General features: G+C 72.6%; 17 protein-coding genes. 2 read left to right on the top strand and 15 right to left on the bottom strand.

Annotation, left to right across the window (positions count from 1 at the left end):
- Positions 1-5: 5 nt before the first annotated feature.
- From ABEA81_RS29825 to ABEA81_RS29805, 5 genes are all read right to left on the bottom strand, one after another.
- Entirely contained in the window at positions 6-971 is a 966-nt protein-coding gene (locus ABEA81_RS29825) for a ketopantoate reductase family protein (protein WP_345609528.1), read from the bottom strand.
- Positions 972-1,190: 219 nt separating this feature from the next.
- Positions 1,191-1,319 carry a hypothetical protein gene (locus ABEA81_RS29820; RefSeq protein ID WP_345609526.1) on the bottom strand — a complete coding sequence of 43 codons (129 nt, stop codon included), beginning with the start codon at positions 1,317-1,319 and terminating at the stop codon, positions 1,191-1,193.
- Between the two features lie 1,356 nt (positions 1,320-2,675).
- The gene (locus ABEA81_RS29815; protein ID WP_345609524.1) at positions 2,676-2,810 is read right to left on the bottom strand and encodes a hypothetical protein; all 135 of its coding nucleotides are present in this window, start codon (positions 2,808-2,810) and stop codon (positions 2,676-2,678) included.
- A 246-nt stretch (positions 2,811-3,056) separates the two neighbouring features.
- Complete coding sequence (locus ABEA81_RS29810; RefSeq protein ID WP_345609522.1) at positions 3,057-4,397, bottom strand: permease prefix domain 1-containing protein; 1,341 nt, start codon at positions 4,395-4,397, stop codon at positions 3,057-3,059.
- Between the two features lie 3 nt (positions 4,398-4,400).
- Entirely contained in the window at positions 4,401-4,760 is a 360-nt protein-coding gene (locus ABEA81_RS29805; RefSeq protein ID WP_345609520.1) for a PadR family transcriptional regulator, read from the bottom strand.
- Between the two features lie 143 nt (positions 4,761-4,903).
- Here ABEA81_RS29805 and ABEA81_RS29800 point away from each other — a divergent pair, with 143 nt between their 5' ends.
- On the top strand, positions 4,904-6,124 hold the full coding sequence (locus ABEA81_RS29800; RefSeq protein ID WP_345609518.1) for an AI-2E family transporter: 1,221 nt from the start codon (positions 4,904-4,906) through the stop codon (positions 6,122-6,124).
- Positions 6,125-6,304: 180 nt separating this feature from the next.
- Positions 6,305-6,859, top strand: coding sequence for a potassium channel family protein (locus tag ABEA81_RS29795; protein ID WP_345609516.1), 555 nt, complete (start codon positions 6,305-6,307; stop codon positions 6,857-6,859).
- A 15-nt stretch (positions 6,860-6,874) separates the two neighbouring features.
- Here ABEA81_RS29795 and ABEA81_RS29790 read toward each other — a convergent pair whose 3' ends face one another.
- The 10 genes from ABEA81_RS29790 to ABEA81_RS29745 all read right to left on the bottom strand — a co-directional run bounded on the left by ABEA81_RS29790 (position 6,875) and on the right by ABEA81_RS29745 (position 17,736).
- Complete coding sequence (locus ABEA81_RS29790; protein WP_345609514.1) at positions 6,875-8,095, bottom strand: CaiB/BaiF CoA transferase family protein; 1,221 nt, start codon at positions 8,093-8,095, stop codon at positions 6,875-6,877.
- Positions 8,096-8,241: 146 nt separating this feature from the next.
- On the bottom strand, positions 8,242-9,717 hold the full coding sequence (locus ABEA81_RS29785; RefSeq protein ID WP_345609512.1) for a dihydroorotase: 1,476 nt from the start codon (positions 9,715-9,717) through the stop codon (positions 8,242-8,244).
- Positions 9,714-11,090, bottom strand: coding sequence for an FAD-dependent oxidoreductase (locus tag ABEA81_RS29780; RefSeq protein WP_345609510.1), 1,377 nt, complete (start codon positions 11,088-11,090; stop codon positions 9,714-9,716). Before ABEA81_RS29780 ends, ABEA81_RS29785 begins: the two co-directional genes overlap by 4 nt.
- Positions 11,087-11,704 (bottom strand): aspartate/glutamate racemase family protein, encoded by a 618-nt coding sequence (locus tag ABEA81_RS29775; protein WP_345609508.1) that lies wholly within the window; start codon positions 11,702-11,704, stop codon positions 11,087-11,089. The genes ABEA81_RS29780 and ABEA81_RS29775 overlap by 4 nt, the downstream gene beginning before the upstream one ends.
- A complete protein-coding gene (locus tag ABEA81_RS29770; RefSeq protein ID WP_345609506.1) occupies positions 11,686-12,981 on the bottom strand; it encodes an MmgE/PrpD family protein in 1,296 nt (431 codons plus the stop codon). Before ABEA81_RS29770 ends, ABEA81_RS29775 begins: the two co-directional genes overlap by 19 nt.
- 56 nt (positions 12,982-13,037) lie before the next feature.
- Positions 13,038-13,739 carry an ABC transporter ATP-binding protein gene (locus ABEA81_RS29765; RefSeq protein WP_345609504.1) on the bottom strand — a complete coding sequence of 234 codons (702 nt, stop codon included), beginning with the start codon at positions 13,737-13,739 and terminating at the stop codon, positions 13,038-13,040.
- Positions 13,726-14,457 (bottom strand): ABC transporter ATP-binding protein, encoded by a 732-nt coding sequence (locus tag ABEA81_RS29760; RefSeq protein WP_345609502.1) that lies wholly within the window; start codon positions 14,455-14,457, stop codon positions 13,726-13,728. Before ABEA81_RS29760 ends, ABEA81_RS29765 begins: the two co-directional genes overlap by 14 nt.
- Entirely contained in the window at positions 14,454-15,497 is a 1,044-nt protein-coding gene (locus ABEA81_RS29755) for a branched-chain amino acid ABC transporter permease (protein WP_345609500.1), read from the bottom strand. The genes ABEA81_RS29760 and ABEA81_RS29755 overlap by 4 nt, the downstream gene beginning before the upstream one ends.
- Entirely contained in the window at positions 15,494-16,477 is a 984-nt protein-coding gene (locus ABEA81_RS29750) for a branched-chain amino acid ABC transporter permease (RefSeq protein WP_345609498.1), read from the bottom strand. Before ABEA81_RS29750 ends, ABEA81_RS29755 begins: the two co-directional genes overlap by 4 nt.
- Positions 16,474-17,736, bottom strand: coding sequence for an ABC transporter substrate-binding protein (locus ABEA81_RS29745; RefSeq protein WP_345609496.1), 1,263 nt, complete (start codon positions 17,734-17,736; stop codon positions 16,474-16,476). The genes ABEA81_RS29750 and ABEA81_RS29745 overlap by 4 nt, the downstream gene beginning before the upstream one ends.
- Positions 17,737-17,742 lie beyond the last annotated feature (6 nt).

Here is a 17,742-nt window from a genome sequence, read left to right as displayed (position 1 = left end):
GGTGACTACCGCACCGCGGCGAGCAGCTGCGCCGGGTCCCGGCTGCCGGGCGGCTCCGCGCCCTCGGCCATCTCGGCCACCGTGTCGAGCAGCAGCGAGTTCACCGGTGTGGGGATCCCGTAGCGGCGGCCGAGCTCGACGATCTCGCCGTTCAGGTACTGCGCCTCCACCGACCCGGTGCCGCGCCGCAGGCTCTGCCAGGTGGACCCGCCGCTCCGCGACGCGCCGGCCACCGGCCGCTCCGTGATCAGCCCGTCGCGGCGCGCCCGCTCCTGCTCGATCGGGAGCACCGCGATGCCGGCCGCGGCGAGGCAGCGTTCGCCCTCATCGCGCGCCGCCGCGGCGAGCTCGGCGAGGCGCGGGCTCCGCGGCCCGCACGCCGCCTCGGCGGCGTTGGCGAGGTTGAGGAGCAGCTTGCGGTACTTGGCCTGCATCACGGCGGGGTCGGCGAGGGAGCTGAACCCGGCCGCCGTGAGGTCGGCGGCGATGCGCTCGGAGAGCTCGTCGACCCCCTCGGGGTACCGGCCGACGTCGAGCCCGCCCGGTACCGGGGCCGAGTAGGCGACGACGTGCCCGGGCGTGAGGTGCTCGGCGGGCAGCATCACGCACATCGCCTGCACCTCGGCGAACCGGGCGGCCGCGAAGCGCTCGTTCGCCACGCCGTTCTGCGCGCACACGACCGGCACGTCCGGCGCCACGGCGTGCAAGGCGTCCAGCAGCGCCTCGGTGTCCTGGGTCTTCGTGCAGAACAGGGCCACGTCGCCGGTCCGCCACCCGACCTCGTCGACGCCGCCGACGGCGGGGATGCGCAGCGTGCGCGAGCGTTCCGGGTCGTCGAGGCGCAGCCCGGAGTCCTGCAGGGCTGCGAGGTGCGCCCCCCGCGCCACCAGCACGACCTCGCGGCCCGCCTCGGCCAGCCGCCCTCCGATCGTCCCGCCGATGGCGCCGGCCCCGATCACCACGTATCTCATGGGCCCAGCTTCGCAGGCGCCCGCTCGGCGGAACCAGCGTCGAGTGCCGCGCGCCACGCCGGACATCTGCCAAGAGCTGCGAGGGCAGGCGCGGCCGCACCTGGATCCACCCGACTGCGGCCGGCACGAAGGCCCTGCACGACGAGATCTCCCAGCTGAAACGGCTCATCCGCCAGGTGGAGGAGACCCCCGGTCCCTCGTGACCCCGACGCGACCGGACTACGAGGCCTTGCCCCGGTTCTCGTCGAGCTGGAAGCGCAGCTCCTCGGGCGACAGCAGCCCCGCCCCCCGTGGTCGGCGTCCGGGCGTCGGCTTGGGGACGCTCGGCGGTGCCGCGGTGGTGCTCACGAAGCCGTCCCGATCGCGAGGGCGGCGCCGCCGCGGGGCGCTGGACCCGAAGCGACCCGACTCGCGGCACGCCCGTTCCCGACGAGCCCGTGGCGGCCGGGTGCCTGCGCAACTATTCTGTTGTCCCGTTTCGTTCGCTCCATGGGGCTGATTGCCTTCTCCGCCGTGTTCCGCGGAACGCAGCCACCATCAGCTGATCTTTCTCTCGTTGGCGAGCCCGGTCGCCTCGAGCCTCGATGCGATCGATATCAGCGAGGCCTCGGGACCTGCCGGTCGGTTCACGGCTTCCTCGCGCGCCCTTGGAAATGGCCGGGTTGGCACCGCTACCGGGCCGTGAGGTTGCGTGGGCAGCCGTTCCCGGCTGGAGGGCACCCCCGTTCTCGACGAGGTCGTCACGGCGGGTGCGGTGCCTACGTGGAGGCAATCACTTCCAGGCAGGGCGTGGGGCGGGGATCGGGACCACCGGATAGTTGCGTGGGCACCCGGCGGAGGCGGTCTCGTCGGGAACGGGCGTGCCCGCCGGTCGGGGACGGCCGCCAGAGCAACCCCAGGGCTCGGTAGTGATCCCAACCCAGCCACCATGCCCGCAGGTGAGAGCGACGCGAACCAACGACCAGCACACGAGACCCCGATCGAGGTCGATCGTATCCGTGCCGAGGTGACCGGGCGCGCCCACGAGAGAAGGCTGCGTTCCGCGGGACGCGGCGGGGTAGACACGCAGCTCTTGGCAGAGGTGCGGCATGGGAATCGGGCCCGCAGGATAGTCGACCGTTGACCGCGTTCCGCGGAACGCGCTCCGCAGCTCAAGAATTGTCAGACCCGGCTGCCATCCTGAAGTCGAACGCCACACCGACTCAGGGGAATTCCATGCCCGTCGCCGCTATTGTTTCGCTGCCCGCCCCGCTGCACGGAATGAGTATCGACGATCTGGAATCGGAGCTGTTGGGGTTGGCCGGGCACATCGCCGCCGCCCAGGCCCGCTTCCTCCAGCTGGTGGCCGAGTTCGACGACCGCGACGGCTGGGCCGGTGACGGGATCCGCTCCTGTGCGCACTGGTTGTCGTGGCGGGCCGGGATGAGCCTGCGCACCGCCCACCGAACACCTGCGTGTCGCGCACGCGCACACCCAGGCCCGGCTGCGGATCGACCACACCACGCTGACCCCGGACTGGGACGGCGACCGCCTGGATCCCGAACCCATCCTCGACGTGCTGCTGCCCCGCCGAATCACGACCGCTGCCTGAACCCACCGACTTCCGCGGTTCCGCGGAACGTACCGGCCGTCGAAGGAGACCCCGCTCGACGAGGTCAGCCACGCTGCAGTCCGATTGCCACTCACCGAACTGCTCCGGAACGATCACGTCAGGTCGGACCCGAGCATTCCGGAGGACCGTCGGTCAGCCTTGACGCCGTCCGCGCCGAAGTAGCCCGGTTCCGAGAGCTGGCCAAGACGAACCCCGCTGTGCACGAAGCAGAGCTCGGTCTTGCGCACTACGAGCACCCACCGCAGGCGGGGCACGGGCTGTCCGGCCCGAGGTGGGAACCGTTGGCCGAGCGCGGTCAACACCGGTTCGGTGACCGCCTTCCACCGCCACGCGAGCAGGTCGTGCGATCTACCTCGGCAGAGGTCTCGGGTGCCGCACCACGACGAAGGCCCGACACCCTCCGGCCCCGGTCGAGAACGGCGCGCCCACGGAAGGACCGGCAGCAGCACCGCGTGGTCACCGAAGGCCGAGACTCAGGTGAACGCGAACGGCAGGGGGAGGACGGCGACGACCGTCGCCGCCCAGGCGGCGAAGACGGGCAGGTACCGGGTCTGCCACCGCTCGAGGCGGTGGAAGGGGATCCGCCCGGTGAGGAACCGCGTCGAGAGCCAGGCGGTCCCGGCCAGGTTCACGAGCAGGACGAGGTTGAGGCCGAGCGCCGCCACGCGGTTCGGGGTGAACCCGAGATCGCCGATCCGGGCGACCATCGAGCCGAGCACCATCAGGTCGAGCAGGAGGGCGCTGCCGACGGCGAGCAGCTGGACGCGGTCCATCAGCCCGGCCGGTCGGGCCTCCTCCCGCGCGGACATCGCGTAGAGGACGAGCCCCAGCACGACCACCATGAGGGCGTCGAAGACCCCGAGCAGCTCGCGGTCGAACGCTCCCGCGACCCCGAACACGAGGTAGGTGACCGCGGCGACCGTGAGCATCACGGCGAACAGCGGGGTGAAGAGCACGGTGAGCACCGGTGCCATGTTCTCCACCACGTGCTGCTTGGACTCCACGAGCCAGGCCGCGACGATCACGGCTCCGGCCGCGCCCGTCGGCAGCACCCACGGGGCGATCTGGTCGACGTCGACGCCGATCGGGTCGAGGATCGCGCCGGTGAGCATGAGCAGCACGCCGCCGCCGAGGGCGATGAGCACGTAGTAGATGGCCCACTCGCCGGTGAAGCGGACGAAGTCCATGCGCCGCGCGTGCACCCGGACCGTGCCGTTCATGTAGGGGTAGGAGACCGCCAGCCACAGCACGACGGGCAGGTGCAGCCCGACGAGCAGCTCGGTGGCCGAGCCCGGAGCGAACGGGTAGAGGTTGACGACGAGCGCGGCGAGCACGAACGGTGCGGCGGCGAGCAGCCATGCGCGGGCGTCGAGGCCCCGTCTCCGGGCGAAGTACCCGGCGAGGAACGGCAGCACGAGCAGGCCCGCGTTCCGCAGCAGCCACGCCGGTTCCTCCTGCGGGAAGCCGGCGGCGAGGCGCGCGACCTGCACCGCGACCGCCGCGCCGACGGCGGGGACGAGCGCCTCGAGCCACCCGCCCGACGGGCGCTCCGCCTCCTCCTCACCGCTCAGGACGAGCTGCTTCCACAGCCGGCCGCTGTGCTCGCGGGCGAACTCGCGGGAGAGGCCGTCGAGGTCGCCCATCCGCTTCACGGCGACGAGGAACGCCTCGTCGGTCGTGAGGTGGGCCGCGCCCAGCTCCGCGATCTGGTCGCGGAGGTGCGCCTCCAGCTCGTCGACGTCGCGGTCGGCGACCGCAGGCGCCTTCGCGACGTAGGCACGCCACTCGGCGATCTGCGACTCCACCCGGTCCACGGGTCACACCTCGCCGAGGGCCGGCATCAGCCCACCGGGACCTCGCCAGGCATCACCCAACGCACGCGTGACCGTGGCCCACTGCCGGCGCTGCTCCGCGAGCGCCGCCCGCCCGTCGTCGGTGATCTCGTAGTACCTGCGGCGACGTCCTTCGGGCGGCGTCCGCCACTCCGTGGTGACGTACCCGAGCCGGCGGAGGCGGTGCAGCAGCGGGTAGAGCATCCCGTCGGTCCACTCGAGCTCACCCCCCGAGAGCTCGCGCACCCGCCTCAGGATCGCGTAGCCGTAGCTCTCGCCCTCGGCGAGGATCGCGAGCACGAGCGGCGTGGCCGAGGCCGCGACCAGGTCCTTGTCGATCTGCACGACCGCTTCCTCCCATGGCTCGAAGCCTTATGCATAGAAGCACAAGGTATCGATGCCGGCAAGCAGGGGAGCATGCACGGCCGGCCCGCGGTTCACCCGTTCCGGGCGAAGCGATCGGTGGCCCGCTCGGGGAGCGTCGCGGTGTGAGTGGTCCGGCCGACGTCGCTGACCGGCGCGGGGTGATGCCGCGTGGTCTCGTCGTCGTGCTCGCCCTGTCCGGCGTGCTGGTCAGCGTGCTGGCGCTGCGCGAGTTCGCGTCGATCGTCGCACCCGTCCTGCTCGCGCTCATCCTCGTCATCGGCGTGCACCCGCTCACCGGCATCCTCCACCGGCGCGGCGTGCCGAGGTGGCTGGCCGTGACCACGACGCTGATCACGCTGGTCGCGGCGATCCTGGGTCTCGGGTCGGCGATGGCGTTGTCGGTCGCCGAGCTGGCGGCCCTCCTGCCGACCTATCAGGACAGCTTCACGGCGCTGGTCGACGATCTGCGGGCCTGGCTCGCCTCGCTCGGCGTGGGGCACGACCAGATCCTGGCCGCCGTCGGTGCGGTCGACTTCGCCCACGTGGCAGCGCTGGTGGGCGACCTGCTCCTGGGCGTCGCAGGCGTCTTCTCCAACCTGCTGTTCCTGATCTTCGTGATCGTGTTCATGGGCGTCGATGCCGGCGGCTTCTCGAGTCGGCTGGCCCGGGTGCGGCCGCAACGCCCGGAGATCGTCGGGGTGCTGGACGACTTCGTGCGCGGCACCCGCAGCTACCTGTTGCTCACGACGGTGTTCGGGCTGATCGTGGCGACCTTCGACGCCGCATTCCTCTGGTCGATCGGGGTGCCGCTGCCGGCGCTGTGGGGGCTTCTCGCCTTCCTGACCGGCTACATCCCCAACGTCGGGTACTTCATCGGGCTCATTCCGCCCGCCCTGCTGGCCCTGCTCGAGGGCGGGCCAGGGCTCATGCTCGCGGTCATCGTGGCGTACGCCGTGATCAACTTCGTGATCCAGTCGGTCATCCAGCCGAAGGTCATGTCCGACACGGTGAACCTCTCGCTGTCGTTGACGTTCCTGTCGCTCGTCTTCTGGTCGTTCGTGATCGGCCCGATCGGTGCCGTGCTCGCCATCCCGTTGACGCTGCTGACGAAGGCGCTGCTGCTCGACGTGGACCCGAACACCAGATGGATGTCCAGCCTGGTCGAAGGCAGCAGGCCCGCACCGTCCGAGGACGAGGACGGCGAAGCCGATGAAGACGGCGCCGACACCTCCGACCGCGAGCACCCCGCATCCACGGAATCCACGGAATCCACGTGTCGCGTCGAGCCGGCGACCGGTGGGCAGGCGGCCGTCCCCGCCCGCACCGACGCCGGGCCCGACTAGACAGGTGGCCCGGTTCAACGGCCGATCCGCGATGGCGGAGCCGTACGGGCTCGGCCTCACACCGATCAGAACGAGCAGGACCTCCAGTTCGTCAAGGCGGTCCGCACCGGTCGGCTCGACGATCCGGGACATGTGACGAACGGGTCGCGGCGCCGTGAGAGCACGACGAGGAGGCCTGGCGTGGACGTTCCCCCCATCGAACCGCTTCCGGGTGCGGTGCGCCGCCGGCTCGTCGGCATCTGCCTGCTCCGGGCGACCGCGACCACCGTCGTCCTGGTCCTGGCGTACTACCTGCTACCGCTGGACAACGTCGCGGGCGTCTCGCTCGCGTTGTCCCTGGCGGCCGGGCTGGCCGCGCTGACCGGTATCGTCGCCTACCAGGTGCGGGCGATCATCCGGCATCGACACTCGGCCATCCGGGCCGTCGAGGCGCTCGCCATCACCGTGCCGGCGTTCCTGCTCCTGTTCGCCGCCACGTACTTCGTCATGGAGCGGTCCAACCCCCAGCACTTCAACGTCGGCTCGCTCACCCGTACCGACTCGCTGTACTTCACGGTCACCGTCTTCGCCACCGTCGGCTTCGGGGACATCACGGCCACCAGCCAGGCGGCCCGCATGGTCGTCGCCGCGCAGATGCTCCTCGACCTGCTCGTCCTCGGGCTCGTGGTCCGCCAGTTCCTCGGCGCGGTCGAGGCCGGCCGCCGAGATCACCGGCCGCGGCGGGAACCGGAGTGACCGGAGCCGGCCGGTTCAGCGGATCACGCCGCGCTCGCGGAGGCCGGCCACCTCGCCCTCGGAGAGGCCGGCCTCGGCCAGTACCTCGTCGGTGTCCTCGCCGATGCGCCTGCCCGTCGATCGGATGCGGCCCGGCGTGCGGCCCATCCGCCACAGGACGTTCTGCATGCGCATGGGCCCCAGGGCCGGGTCGTCGACCGTGGTGATCATGTCCAGCGCCCGGATCTGCGGGTCGGTCAGGAGCTCGCTGGGCCGGTAGACCGGGGCGACGGCGGCGCCCGCCTCCTCGAACGCGGCGGCCACCTCGTCGCGCGTGCGCTGCGCGATCCAGCCCCCGACGTACTCGTCGAGCAGGTCGGCGTGCCGTGCGCGCTGGCGGCCCGTGGCGAACCACGGCTCGTCGATCACCTCCGGGTGCCCGACCAGGTGCATCACGCGCCGCGCGATGCTGTCGGCGCTCGTCGAGACCGCGACCCACTCGCCGTCCTTCGTGCGGTAGGTGTTGCGCGGCGAGTTGTTGTTCGAGCGATTGCCCGTGCGCTCTTGGTCGATGCCCAGCTGGTCGGCGTAGATCACGCCGGGGCCGACCGCCGTCATGATCGGGCTGAGCAGGTCGAGGTCGATCTCCTGGCCCGCGCCGTCGCGCTCGCGCCGGTAGAGCGCCATCGACACGGCGGCCGCACCCGCCATGCCGGCGATCGAGTCGGCCAGGCCGAACGCGGGCAGCGTCGGCGGCCCGTCGGGCTGGCCGGTGAGGTGCGCGAACCCGCTCATCGACTCCACGAGCGTGCCGAACGCCGCCCGTTTCGCGTACGGGCCGGTCTGCCCGAACCCGGTGACGCGCAGCAGCACCAGCCCCGGGTTGTCGGCGGAGAGGACGTCGTAGCCGAGCCCCCAGCGTTCGAGGGTGCCGGGCCGGAAGTTCTCGATGACGACGTCGGCGGTGCGCGCGAGCCTGCGGAAGACGTCCGCGCCCTCTGCGCTGCCGAGGTAGAGCCCCACGGTGCGCTTGTTGCGGCTGATCATCTTCCACCACAGCGGCTCGCCGTCCTTGTCGAGCCCGTGGCCGCGCATCCCGTCGCCGCGGGTCGGGTGCTCGATCTTGACGACGTCGGCCCCGTAGTCGCCGAGGATCTGCGCCACCAGCGGCCCGGCGAGGATCGTCGAGACGTCGAGGACGCGGATCCCGTCGAGCGGCCCGGGGTGCGCCGCTGGTTCGCTCACAAGTTCGCTCATCGCTCGGCCTCGCTTGCGCTCGGCCGGCGCTTCGCGCGGGCGCTGTGACATTGATTCGCTCGCAAGCTCGCTCATCGCTCGGCCTCGCTTGCGCTCGGCCGGCGCTTCGCGCGGGCGCTGTGGCATTGATTCGCTCGCAAACTCGCTCATCGGGCCTGGGGACGGCGCACGTACCGCCCCTGCGGGTCTCCGACGACGTTGCCGCGGTCGAGCACGTGGTGGCCGCGCACCCAGGTGTCGGTGACGCGGGCGCCCAGCTCGAACCCCTCGAACGGCGTGTACTCCTGCGTCGAGAGCGAGTCCTGCGCGTGCACCGTCCACGACGTCGAGGTGTCGACGAGGCAGAGGTCGGCGTCGTAGCCGGGGGCGATCGTGCCCTTGCCGAGCAGGCCGAACCGCTGCGCCGGGTTCCACGAGGTCAGCTGGGCGATGCGCTGGTTCGACAGGCCGCGGCGGCGGCCCTCGCTGACCAGGCCGGGCAGCAGGTACTCGGCGCCGCCGAAACCCGACTTCGCGGCGAAGACGTCCTCGCGCGGGTCGCCGAACTTCGTCTCGTCCTTGCAACAGGCGTGGTCGGAGACGACCCAGCTCACGTTGCCGGCGAGCACGTGCTCCCACAGCGCCTCGACGTCCTCGCGGGGCCGGATCGGCGGGTTGACCTTGGAGCCGATGCCGTTGGCGGTGTCGATGTCGGCGAGCAGGTGCCCGATGGTCACCTCGCGGCGGAAGTCGACGTGCGGGAACGTCTTCGCCATGAGCATGGCGGCCTTCATCGCCTTGCGCGACGACAGGTGCAGCAGGTTGATCGTCGGCAGGCCCGTCTCGTCGGCGAGGAACGACGCGATCGTGACGGCGAGGCCCTCGGAGTGCGGCGGGCGCGACGCGCTGTAGGCGGCGAGGCCCTGCAGCGTGCCGTCCTGCTCCACGAGCTTCGTGTAGGCGGTCATGATCTCCGCGGTCTCGCAGTGCAGCGACAGCGAGATGTACGGAGCGACGTCCGTCAGCTTCTCCCTGGCCTCCTGCACCCCGCGCATGACGAACTCGAAGTGCGCGAGGTCGTAGCGCTCGTCCTCTCCGATCATGAGGAACGAGCTCTGGTCGGAGGAGCGCCCGTGCAGGCCGTGGCTGCCGTAGAACATGAAGATCTTGAAAGACGTGACGCCGAAGTCCTCGACGATCGCCGGGATCTCGTCGATGTGCTGCCTCGACATCGGCGCGAGGTGGAAGCCGTAGTCGATGTACGAGCGGCCCTCGCTGCCCGCGAGCACGTGCGGGAAGAACTCGGAGTAGGGCCCACCGCGGTTCAGGTAGTACTGCCCCGTGCGCATGTAGGTCAGGCCGGTGGTGACGCCGCCCTGCGCGCTCGCGCGGCTCTCGGTCTCGGAGTCCTGCGACAGCGGGTTGTAGATGCCCCAGTGCTGGTGGGCGTCGACGGCGCCGGGGAACGCGAGGAGGCCGCGGCCGTCCACGACGGTCTGGGCGTCGGCGGCGGGGATGTCCGCCTCGACCCGCACGAACTTCCCGTCGGCGATGCCGATGTCCAGGCGGTCCCCGTCCGGCGAGGCGGCCGCGTCCGGCCGCACGACGGTGACGTTCTTGATGAGGGTCTGGATCTGCGTCATCGCTTTCCTTCTCTCGAGACGACGTGGTCGGCGGCCAGGAACGCCAGGCCCAGCGCCGGCAGGAGGCCGTTGCCGGCCAGGTAGCCGGACGCGCCGTGGCCGGAGATGCTCGCGGCGGCACCGCCGGAGGCGTACAGGCCGGGGATCGGGCTCCCGCCCGCCCGGAGCACGCGGGCCGACCCGTCGACGACGAGCCCGCCCTGCGTGTGGAACAGCGCCGGGACGACGCGGACCGCCGCGTAGGGCGGCTCCAGGGGTGCCTCGAAGCCGGTGCGGCCGAACCGGTCGGTCCCCTCGCCGCGGGCCAGCGCAGCCGTCGTGGCGAGCTCGGCGGCCACCTCGCCCGCGGGGAGTCCGGTGGCCTTCGCGAGCGCCTCGGCGTCGTCGGCCCAGACGAGGGCGCCGGACTCGACGGTCTGCCGGAAGTCGGTGAACGGCAGGCACGCGTCGTGCACGCGCCGGTCGAACACCAGCCAGCCCGTGGCCTCCGGCCGTCCCGCGAGCACGGCGGCGTACTCGGAGTAGCCGGTGGTCTCGTCGCCGAAGCGGCGGCCGGTCAGGTCGAGCATGAAGCCGCCGTGCATGACGGTGGCCCAGCCGACGAGCGTGGCCGACTTCTGGGCGAGGGCCGCGTGACCCTGGTAGGCGTCGAGGAACGCGGTCCCGGCGCCGAGGGCCGCGCCGATGCGCAGCGCGTCCCCGCGCGAGGTCTCGCTCCCGTGGTAGACGGCACCGGCGATCTCCGGGCAGTGCCGGGAGACCAGGTCGGGGTCGGCGCCGTAGCCGTTGGTCGCCAGGAGCACGGCCGGGGTGTCGATCTCCTCGCGGGCGCCGTCGGGCGTCTCCACGACGGCGGCGCGCACGGCGCCCGCGTCGTTCACCAGGACGTCGACGAGCCGGGCCGGCGCCATGACGTCGATCCGGGGAGAGGCGGCCACCGCGGTGGCGAGGTGGTCGAGCAGCACGGTGCCGTGCCGGCCCTCCACGGTGTGGCAGCGGTCGACGGAGTGGCCGGGGTAGTGGAAGTCGGTGACCAGGGAGAGCGCGAGGCCGGTGTCGTCGGCCAGCCACTCGACGAGCCGCGGGCTCACCTCCGCGAGGGCGCGCGCCAGCCGCTCGTCCCCGGCGCCCCCGGTCTTGCGCCGCACGTCCTCGACGAAGAGGTCGGGCGAGTCCGCGATGCCGGCGTCGCGCTGCCAGCGGGTGCCGATGCCGAGGATCATCGCGGTGGACATCGAGGTGTTGTTGCCGCGCCGGTAGTGCTCGCTGGCCTCGACGACCAGCACGTCGAGGCCCTGCTGCGCGGCCCGCAGCGCCGCGACGAGGCCGCCGCCCGCACCGGCGACCACCAGGTCCGGTCCTGCCGCTGTCATGATCCGGCCGCCAGCACCCGCAGCGCGAGCGCCGTCGGGTCCACCACCCGGACGTCACCGGCGGGCACGTCCACGGCCGAGCAACCGTTGATGACGGCCGCGGCACCGTCCTGCTCCAGTGACTCGAGCGCGGCGCCGACCGCGTCGTTCCAGCGCTGGGTGTCGGCGATCGCGTGCACGTCGAGGTCGAGCACCCGGACGCCGGTGAACCACCCGGACCAGCCGTACGCCGCCACCTTCCCGGCCAGCTCGTCGGCGATGGCCTTGTTGCGGGCCACCGCCCCGGTGGGCCGGCCGGTGAGCACCTGCCAGCCCAGCGACAGGCGCAGGATGCCGACGACCGGGAGCTCGCCCTGCAGCTGGTCGACGCCCGGGTCGAGCACGCAGTCGGGCAGGAGCACGTCGTACCCCGGCGGTGCGGCCCGCAGCGCGGCGACGACGAGCCGCTCGGACTCGCGGACCTCGTCGGCGGTGTCCAGGGCGCGCGGCGCCTCCGGCCCGATGTCGTGCAGCTCGAGGTGCAGGCCCGGCGGGCACAGCGCGTCGTAGCGCGCCTGGCGGCGGGCCAGCTCGTCGGCGTCGACGTGGATCGGTGTCACGGCGTGGATGTGCACGCGAGCCTCCTGAGCGGGATCGAGACGTCGTCCGCCGTCGCGGTCTCCGCGGCGCACCGCGCGACCTCGGCGGCAGTTGCGGGGCCGAGCAGCTCTGCCAGCAGGTCCTGCAGCGCGGCGGCGTCCATCGGGTGGTACGCGCTGTCGCCCACGGGGTTCGGAACCTCCCGCGTGACCGCGCCGGACACGCCGCGGACGGTCACGCGTGCCGCGCGCTCGGCGGGGAGCCGGGCGGTGAGGTCGGCGGCCTCGCGGACGACCACCCGTCCCGCGAGCGCCGCGACGCGGGGGTCGTGCAGCGCGTCGCCGCTGGACGCGGACGGGCGCACGTGCCCGTGGACGAGCGCGGCCGCGACGACGAACGGCGTGGAGAACAGGGCGCCCAGCCGCGAGTCCCAGGTCGTGCTGGTGAGGCCGGCCGCGAGCGCGTGCGTCTCGACGACGATCTCCTGCACCGCGTCCAGGGGGATCTCGGGGCGCAGCGCGAGCACGACGTCGGCGGCGGGGTGGGTGAACGAGCAGGCTGCGTGCCGTTTGAAGTAGCCCAGCTCGACGTCCCAGCGCTCGCCGAGCCCGTCGGCGACGGCGCCCGGGTCGAACCCGCCGAGCAGCTCGCCGAGCGCGATCGCCGCGGTGCCGGTGTTGCGGGCGACGCCGGCCTGCGCCATCCGTGCGGCGGCGAGTCCGGAGAGGTTGGACGCGGCCATCCACGCGTCGCGCACCGGGTTGCCGTCCAGGGCGCTCCCGAAGTGGCCGGCGACCGGCAGCCCCGCGCCGGTGTCGACGGCCGCCGCGGCCTGGTCCGCGCCGAGCCCGAGCAGCCGGGCACACCCCGCCGCCGCGCCGGCCACGCCCCACGAGCCGTGCGGGTGCGCGCCGGCCCGCAGGCTGGTGGCGCGGCCGAACCGGCTCGCCACCTCGTACGCCGCGAGGAGCGCAGCCATGGTCTCCGGGCCGGACGCACGCAGGTCGGCGGCCAGCGCCAGCACGGCGGGGAACGCGTGCGCCGCGGGGTGGCCTTTGGCGTACTTGTTGCCCTCGTCCAGCTCCAAGCGCACGAGCGCGGCCGCGTTGAGCCACGCGGATGCCTCGACGGTGGTGGTGCGGCCCGCGCCCAGCAGGGGAGCCGGGCCCGGCGCCGGGCGCCACGCCTCGACCAGCCGCCGTTGCTCCTCCTCGCGCGCCCCCGCGAGGCACACGCCGAGCGTGTCCAGCAGCACCAGGCCGAGCCGGCCGCGCACGCGCGGCGGGACGTCGTCCCAGCGCAGCCCGGACACCCAAGCCCCCGCCTGGGCTGTTGCCTGCTGCGCTGACTTCTGGGCCTCCACGGCCGTCACAGCCCCAGGTACGCCGCGCGGACGCGGTCGTCGCGGGCCAGATCGGCGCCCGTCCCGGTGAGGACGATGCTGCCGCTCTCCAGCACGTACGCGCGGTCGGCGATGTCGAGGGCGTGCTTGGCGTTCTGCTCGACGAGCAGCACGGCGACGCCGCGCTCGCGGATCGCCCGCACCGCGTCGAGCACGGCCCAGGTCAGCTTCGGGGAGAGGCCGGTGGACGGCTCGTCGAGCATCAGCAGCCGCGGGCGGGCCATCAGCGCTCGGCCGATCGCGAGCATCTGCTGCTGGCCGCCCGACAGCGTCTCGGCGGGTTGCCCGCGGCGCTCGGCGAGGATCGGGAAGAGCGCGAACACCTCGTCGAGGTCCCCGTCGAGCGGCTGCCCGCCGCGCGTCCAGCCGCCCATGCGCAGGTTCTCCTGCACGGTGAGCGGGCCGAAGAGCGCCCGGCCCTCCGGCACGTGCACGAGGCCGCGCCGGACCAGCTCGCTCGGTCGCACCCCGTTGGCGGGCTCGCCGCGGAAGGTGACGGTGCCACCGGTCGGCGCCAGCATCCCGGAGATCGTCTTCAGCGTGGTGGTCTTGCCCGCCCCGTTGCCGCCGACGACCGCGACGATCTCCCGCTCGTCCACGTGCAGGTCGATCTCGTGCAGGATCTGCAGGTGGTGGTAGCCGGCCGAGAGGCCCTCAACGGTCAGCATCGGGCTCCTCCCCGAGATAGGCCTCGATGACCCGCGGGTCGCGCGTGACCTCCTCCGGCGAGCCGTGCGTCAGCACCCGCCCCAGGTCGAGCACGAGGACCGAGTCCGAGAGCCGCATGACCGCGGCCATGATGTGCTCGACGAACACGAGCGTGACGCCCTCCTGCGACCGCAGCTCGTCGAGCAGGTCCATCACCGGCACGCGCTCGGCGGGCACGAGCCCGGCCAGCACCTCGTCGAGCAGCAGCACGCGCGGACGGCTCGCGAGCGCCCTGGCCAGCTCGAGGCGTTTCAGCGCGGCGGTGGGGAGCCCCTCGCTCGGGGCGTCGCGCCACCGGGCGAGGCCGACGCGCTCGATCACCTCCGCCGCCGCGGTGCGCGCGGTGCGCCGGGAGCCGCCGCCCGCCAGGACCGCGATCGTGACGTTCTCCAGCACGCTCATCGAGTAGAACGGGCGCATCAGCTGGAACGTGCGGGCCATCCCGGCGGCGAGCACGCGGTGCGGCGGCCGCCCGGTGATGTCGGTGCCGTCGAGCTGCACCGTGCCGGCGTCCGGCGCGAGCGCGCCCGCCACCAGGTTGAACGTGGTGGTCTTGCCGGCGCCGTTGGGACCGATGATGCCGAGGATGGCGCCCTCGGCCACTTCGAAACCGACGTCGTCCACGGCCCGCAGGCCCTTGAAGGACTTCGTGAGCCCTTCCACGCGGAGCAGGGTCATCGCCGGGACCACCGATCACGCAGCGCTCCGTAGATGCCCTTCGGCAGGAGCAGGATGATCACGATCAGCAGCAGCCCGTAGAGGATCACGTCGAGGCCGCCGCGGCCCTGCAGGAAGTCGAGGAACGGCGGCGGGTTGCGCAGGACCGTCGCGGTGACGTCGGACAGCGGCCCGAGCACGGCCGCGCCGATCACCGGGCCCCAGATCGTGGCGACGCCGCCGATGACGGCGGGCAGGATCGCCTGGATCGACTGGCTGGAGCCGAACGCGAGGTCGGGATCGACGAACAGGTAGTACTGCACGTAGAACGCTCCCGCCACGGAGCTGATCGCGCCGGCGAGTGCCATCGTCATGAGCTTGTAGCGCATCACGGGGATCCCGACGCTCGCGGCCGCCTCCTCGTCGTCCCGCGCCGCGAGGGCGAACTGCCCGGCCCGCGACCGCAGGAACAGGATGCTGACGACGAGCGCGGCGACCGTGAGCGCGAGGGCGATCCAGAAGTAGTGGGGCGATCCCGGCTCGAACTGCAGGTACCACCAGGAGTTCTCCGGCAGCAGTGGCACGTGGTAGCCCTCGGCGCGGTGCACGAAGTCGCTGTTGGTGGCCCACAGCCGCAGCATCTCGGCGAACGCGAACGTCGCGAGCGCGAAGTAGGCGCCGCGCAGCTCGTAGCGCAGGGCGAGGAACCCGATGACCACGGCGAACGCCGCGGCCACGACCATGCCCGCGGCCATCCCGATCCACGGCGAGACGTCGCGCTCGACGAGCAGCCACGCCGTGGTGTACGCGCCGAGGCCGAAGTAGGCGGCGTGGCCGAAGCTGAACATGCCGCCGAAGCCGCTCATGACGTTCCAGCCGATGGACAGGATCGCGAAGATCATCACCCGGACGACCACCGCCTCCTGCGCGCCCGGCAGCACGAGCGGCAGCGGCACGAGCAGCACCGCCAGCACGGCGACGACCGCGAGGTGCCGGTTCCAGGGCTGCCGGGGCAGCGCGGCCGGCGGGGCCGGTTCCGCGGTGGTGGTTGCGGCCGTCATCCCGACCTCCCGAACAGGCCCTGCGGGCGCAGGAAGAGCACGAGCACGAACACGATGAAGACCGAGAGCAGCGGGCTCTGCCCCGGCAGGAGCAGCCCACCGACCTGCTCGGCGAGACCGATGACGAGGCCGCTGAGCAGGGCCCCGACGACGTTGCCCATTCCGCCGAGCACCACCACGACGAACGCGATGATGTTGAACTGGGCGCCGGTGGTGGGCTCGATCGTCACGAGCGGGGCCACGAGCGCGCCCGCGGCGCCTGCGCACGCGGTGCCGATCGCGAACGTCAGCATGTAGATCCGCCGCGTGTCGATCCCGACGAGCTCGGCGCCCGCCTGGTCGGCCGCGACCGCGCGGATCGCCGTGCCCAGCCGCGTGCGCTGCAGCAGCAGGAACAGCAGCCCGGCCAGCACGATCGCCCCGGCGAACGCGAGGATGCGGGAGAGATCGGCGACCGCGCCGAGGATCGGTACGCCGCGGTCGCCGGGCAGGGCGACCGAGCGCGGGTCGGCGCCGAACAACAGCAGCAGCGCGTTCTCGATGATCATCGCGAGGCCCAGGGTGATGAGCAGCTGGTTCTCCAGTGGCCGCCCCATCGCGCCGGCGAGGATGCCGCGCTGCACGAGCGCCCCGAGTACGAACATCACGACGGTGCAGATGCCGAGCGCGACGTAGGGGTGCATTCCGGTCGACGCGACGAGCCAGTACGTGGCGAACAGGGCCAGCGCGAGGAACGCCCCGTGCGCGAAGTTGACGATGTCGAGCACCCCGAAGATCAGGGTCAGGCCCATCGCGACGAGGCCGTAGACCCCACCGACCAGGATCCCGGTGACCACGGCCTGGGAGACGACGATGCCGCTGCCCGACTGGACGTAGGCGAGCACGATCGCCACGACGATCACGCCGAGCACCCACGCCACCCGCCCCCAGGGGAGCGGGGGGCGGGTGGCCGCGGCGTCCGCGGGAGCGGTGGTCGTCATCGCGAGACGGGCGCCGGCTGGCCGGGGTACACCGGGGCGGCCTCGGCGAAGGAGTCGGGGTGGACCTGGCGGATCGTGCCGCCCTGCACCTGCATCAGGATCGGGATGGCGTTCTTGTTCTCGCCCTTCTCGTCGAACGCGATCGGGCCGCTGCTGGCCAGCAGGGTGTCGACGCTGCCGCCCGCGATGGCGTCCCGCACGGCGGTGGGGTCGGCCGACGCCGCCTTCTGGAGCGCTTGGGCGATCACGTTCACGGAGTCGTACGAGAGGACGGCGCCCGTGCGGATCGTGTCGCCGTAGCGCTCCTCGTACAGGTTCGCGAGGTCCTGCATCGCGGGCTTGGTCATGTCGGCGTGGTAGTTGGCGTCGAAGAAGCCCTCGCCCGCCTGGCCGACCTCGGCCGGGAACTGCGCCAGGTCGAACGCGCCGTTGGCCACGCCGTACACGGCGTCGACGCCGGGCTGCACGGTCTGCACCGCCTGGGCGGCGAGCACGCCGTCGCGGTAGTAGCCGGCGACCACCAGCACGTCGACGCCCGCCGCCTTGACCTGCGTCATCTGCGTGGTGAGGTCGGGGACGCTCGCCGCGTCGTAGGCGATGGCCGGGCCGACCGTCATGCCGAGCTTCTGCGCCTCCGCGGTGAACGAGTCGCGGATGGCGGTGCCGAACGGGCCCTGCTCGTGCAGGACCGCGACGGTCTTCGCCGGGGTGTTCGCCGCCGTCGAGACCTCGCTCAGGTACTGCGCCGCCCGGGTGCCGAGCACGGTGGAGCTGGGCTGCACCCGGAACGTGTACTTGTAGCCCTGCGCAAGGATCGAGTCGGCACTGGAGACGTCGATGACCAGCGGCACCTTGTTCCGCTCGGCCACCGACGAGACGTTCGCGGTGACCGCGCTCTGGTAGGTGCCGACCAGGCCGACCGCGCCCTCCTGCACGAGGCGCTGCGCCTCGCTCTGGCCGACCTCGGGCTTGCCCTGGGTGTCGGCGCTCAGCAGTTCGAGCTTCGCGCCGCCGAGCGCCGCGATGCCGCCCGCGTTGTTGATCGCCTCGACGGCGAGCTTGGCGCCGTTGTCCATCTGCTGCCCGTCGGCCGCGGCCGCGCCGCTGAGCGGGTGCAGCGACCCGATCTTGATCGTGCCCTCGGGGCTCACCCCGCCCGCGGGGGCGTTGCCCGCCGCGCCCGATGGCGCCGACCCGCCGCAGGCCGCGAGGCCGAAGGAGAGCGCGCACGCCACGGCGGCGATCCAGGTCTTCCTCATGTCTGC

The organism is Pseudonocardia adelaidensis (assembly GCF_039543345.1).
GTDB lineage: Bacteria > Actinomycetota > Actinomycetes > Mycobacteriales > Pseudonocardiaceae > Pseudonocardia > Pseudonocardia adelaidensis.
This window is presented reverse-complemented; position numbering and strand designations above follow the sequence as displayed.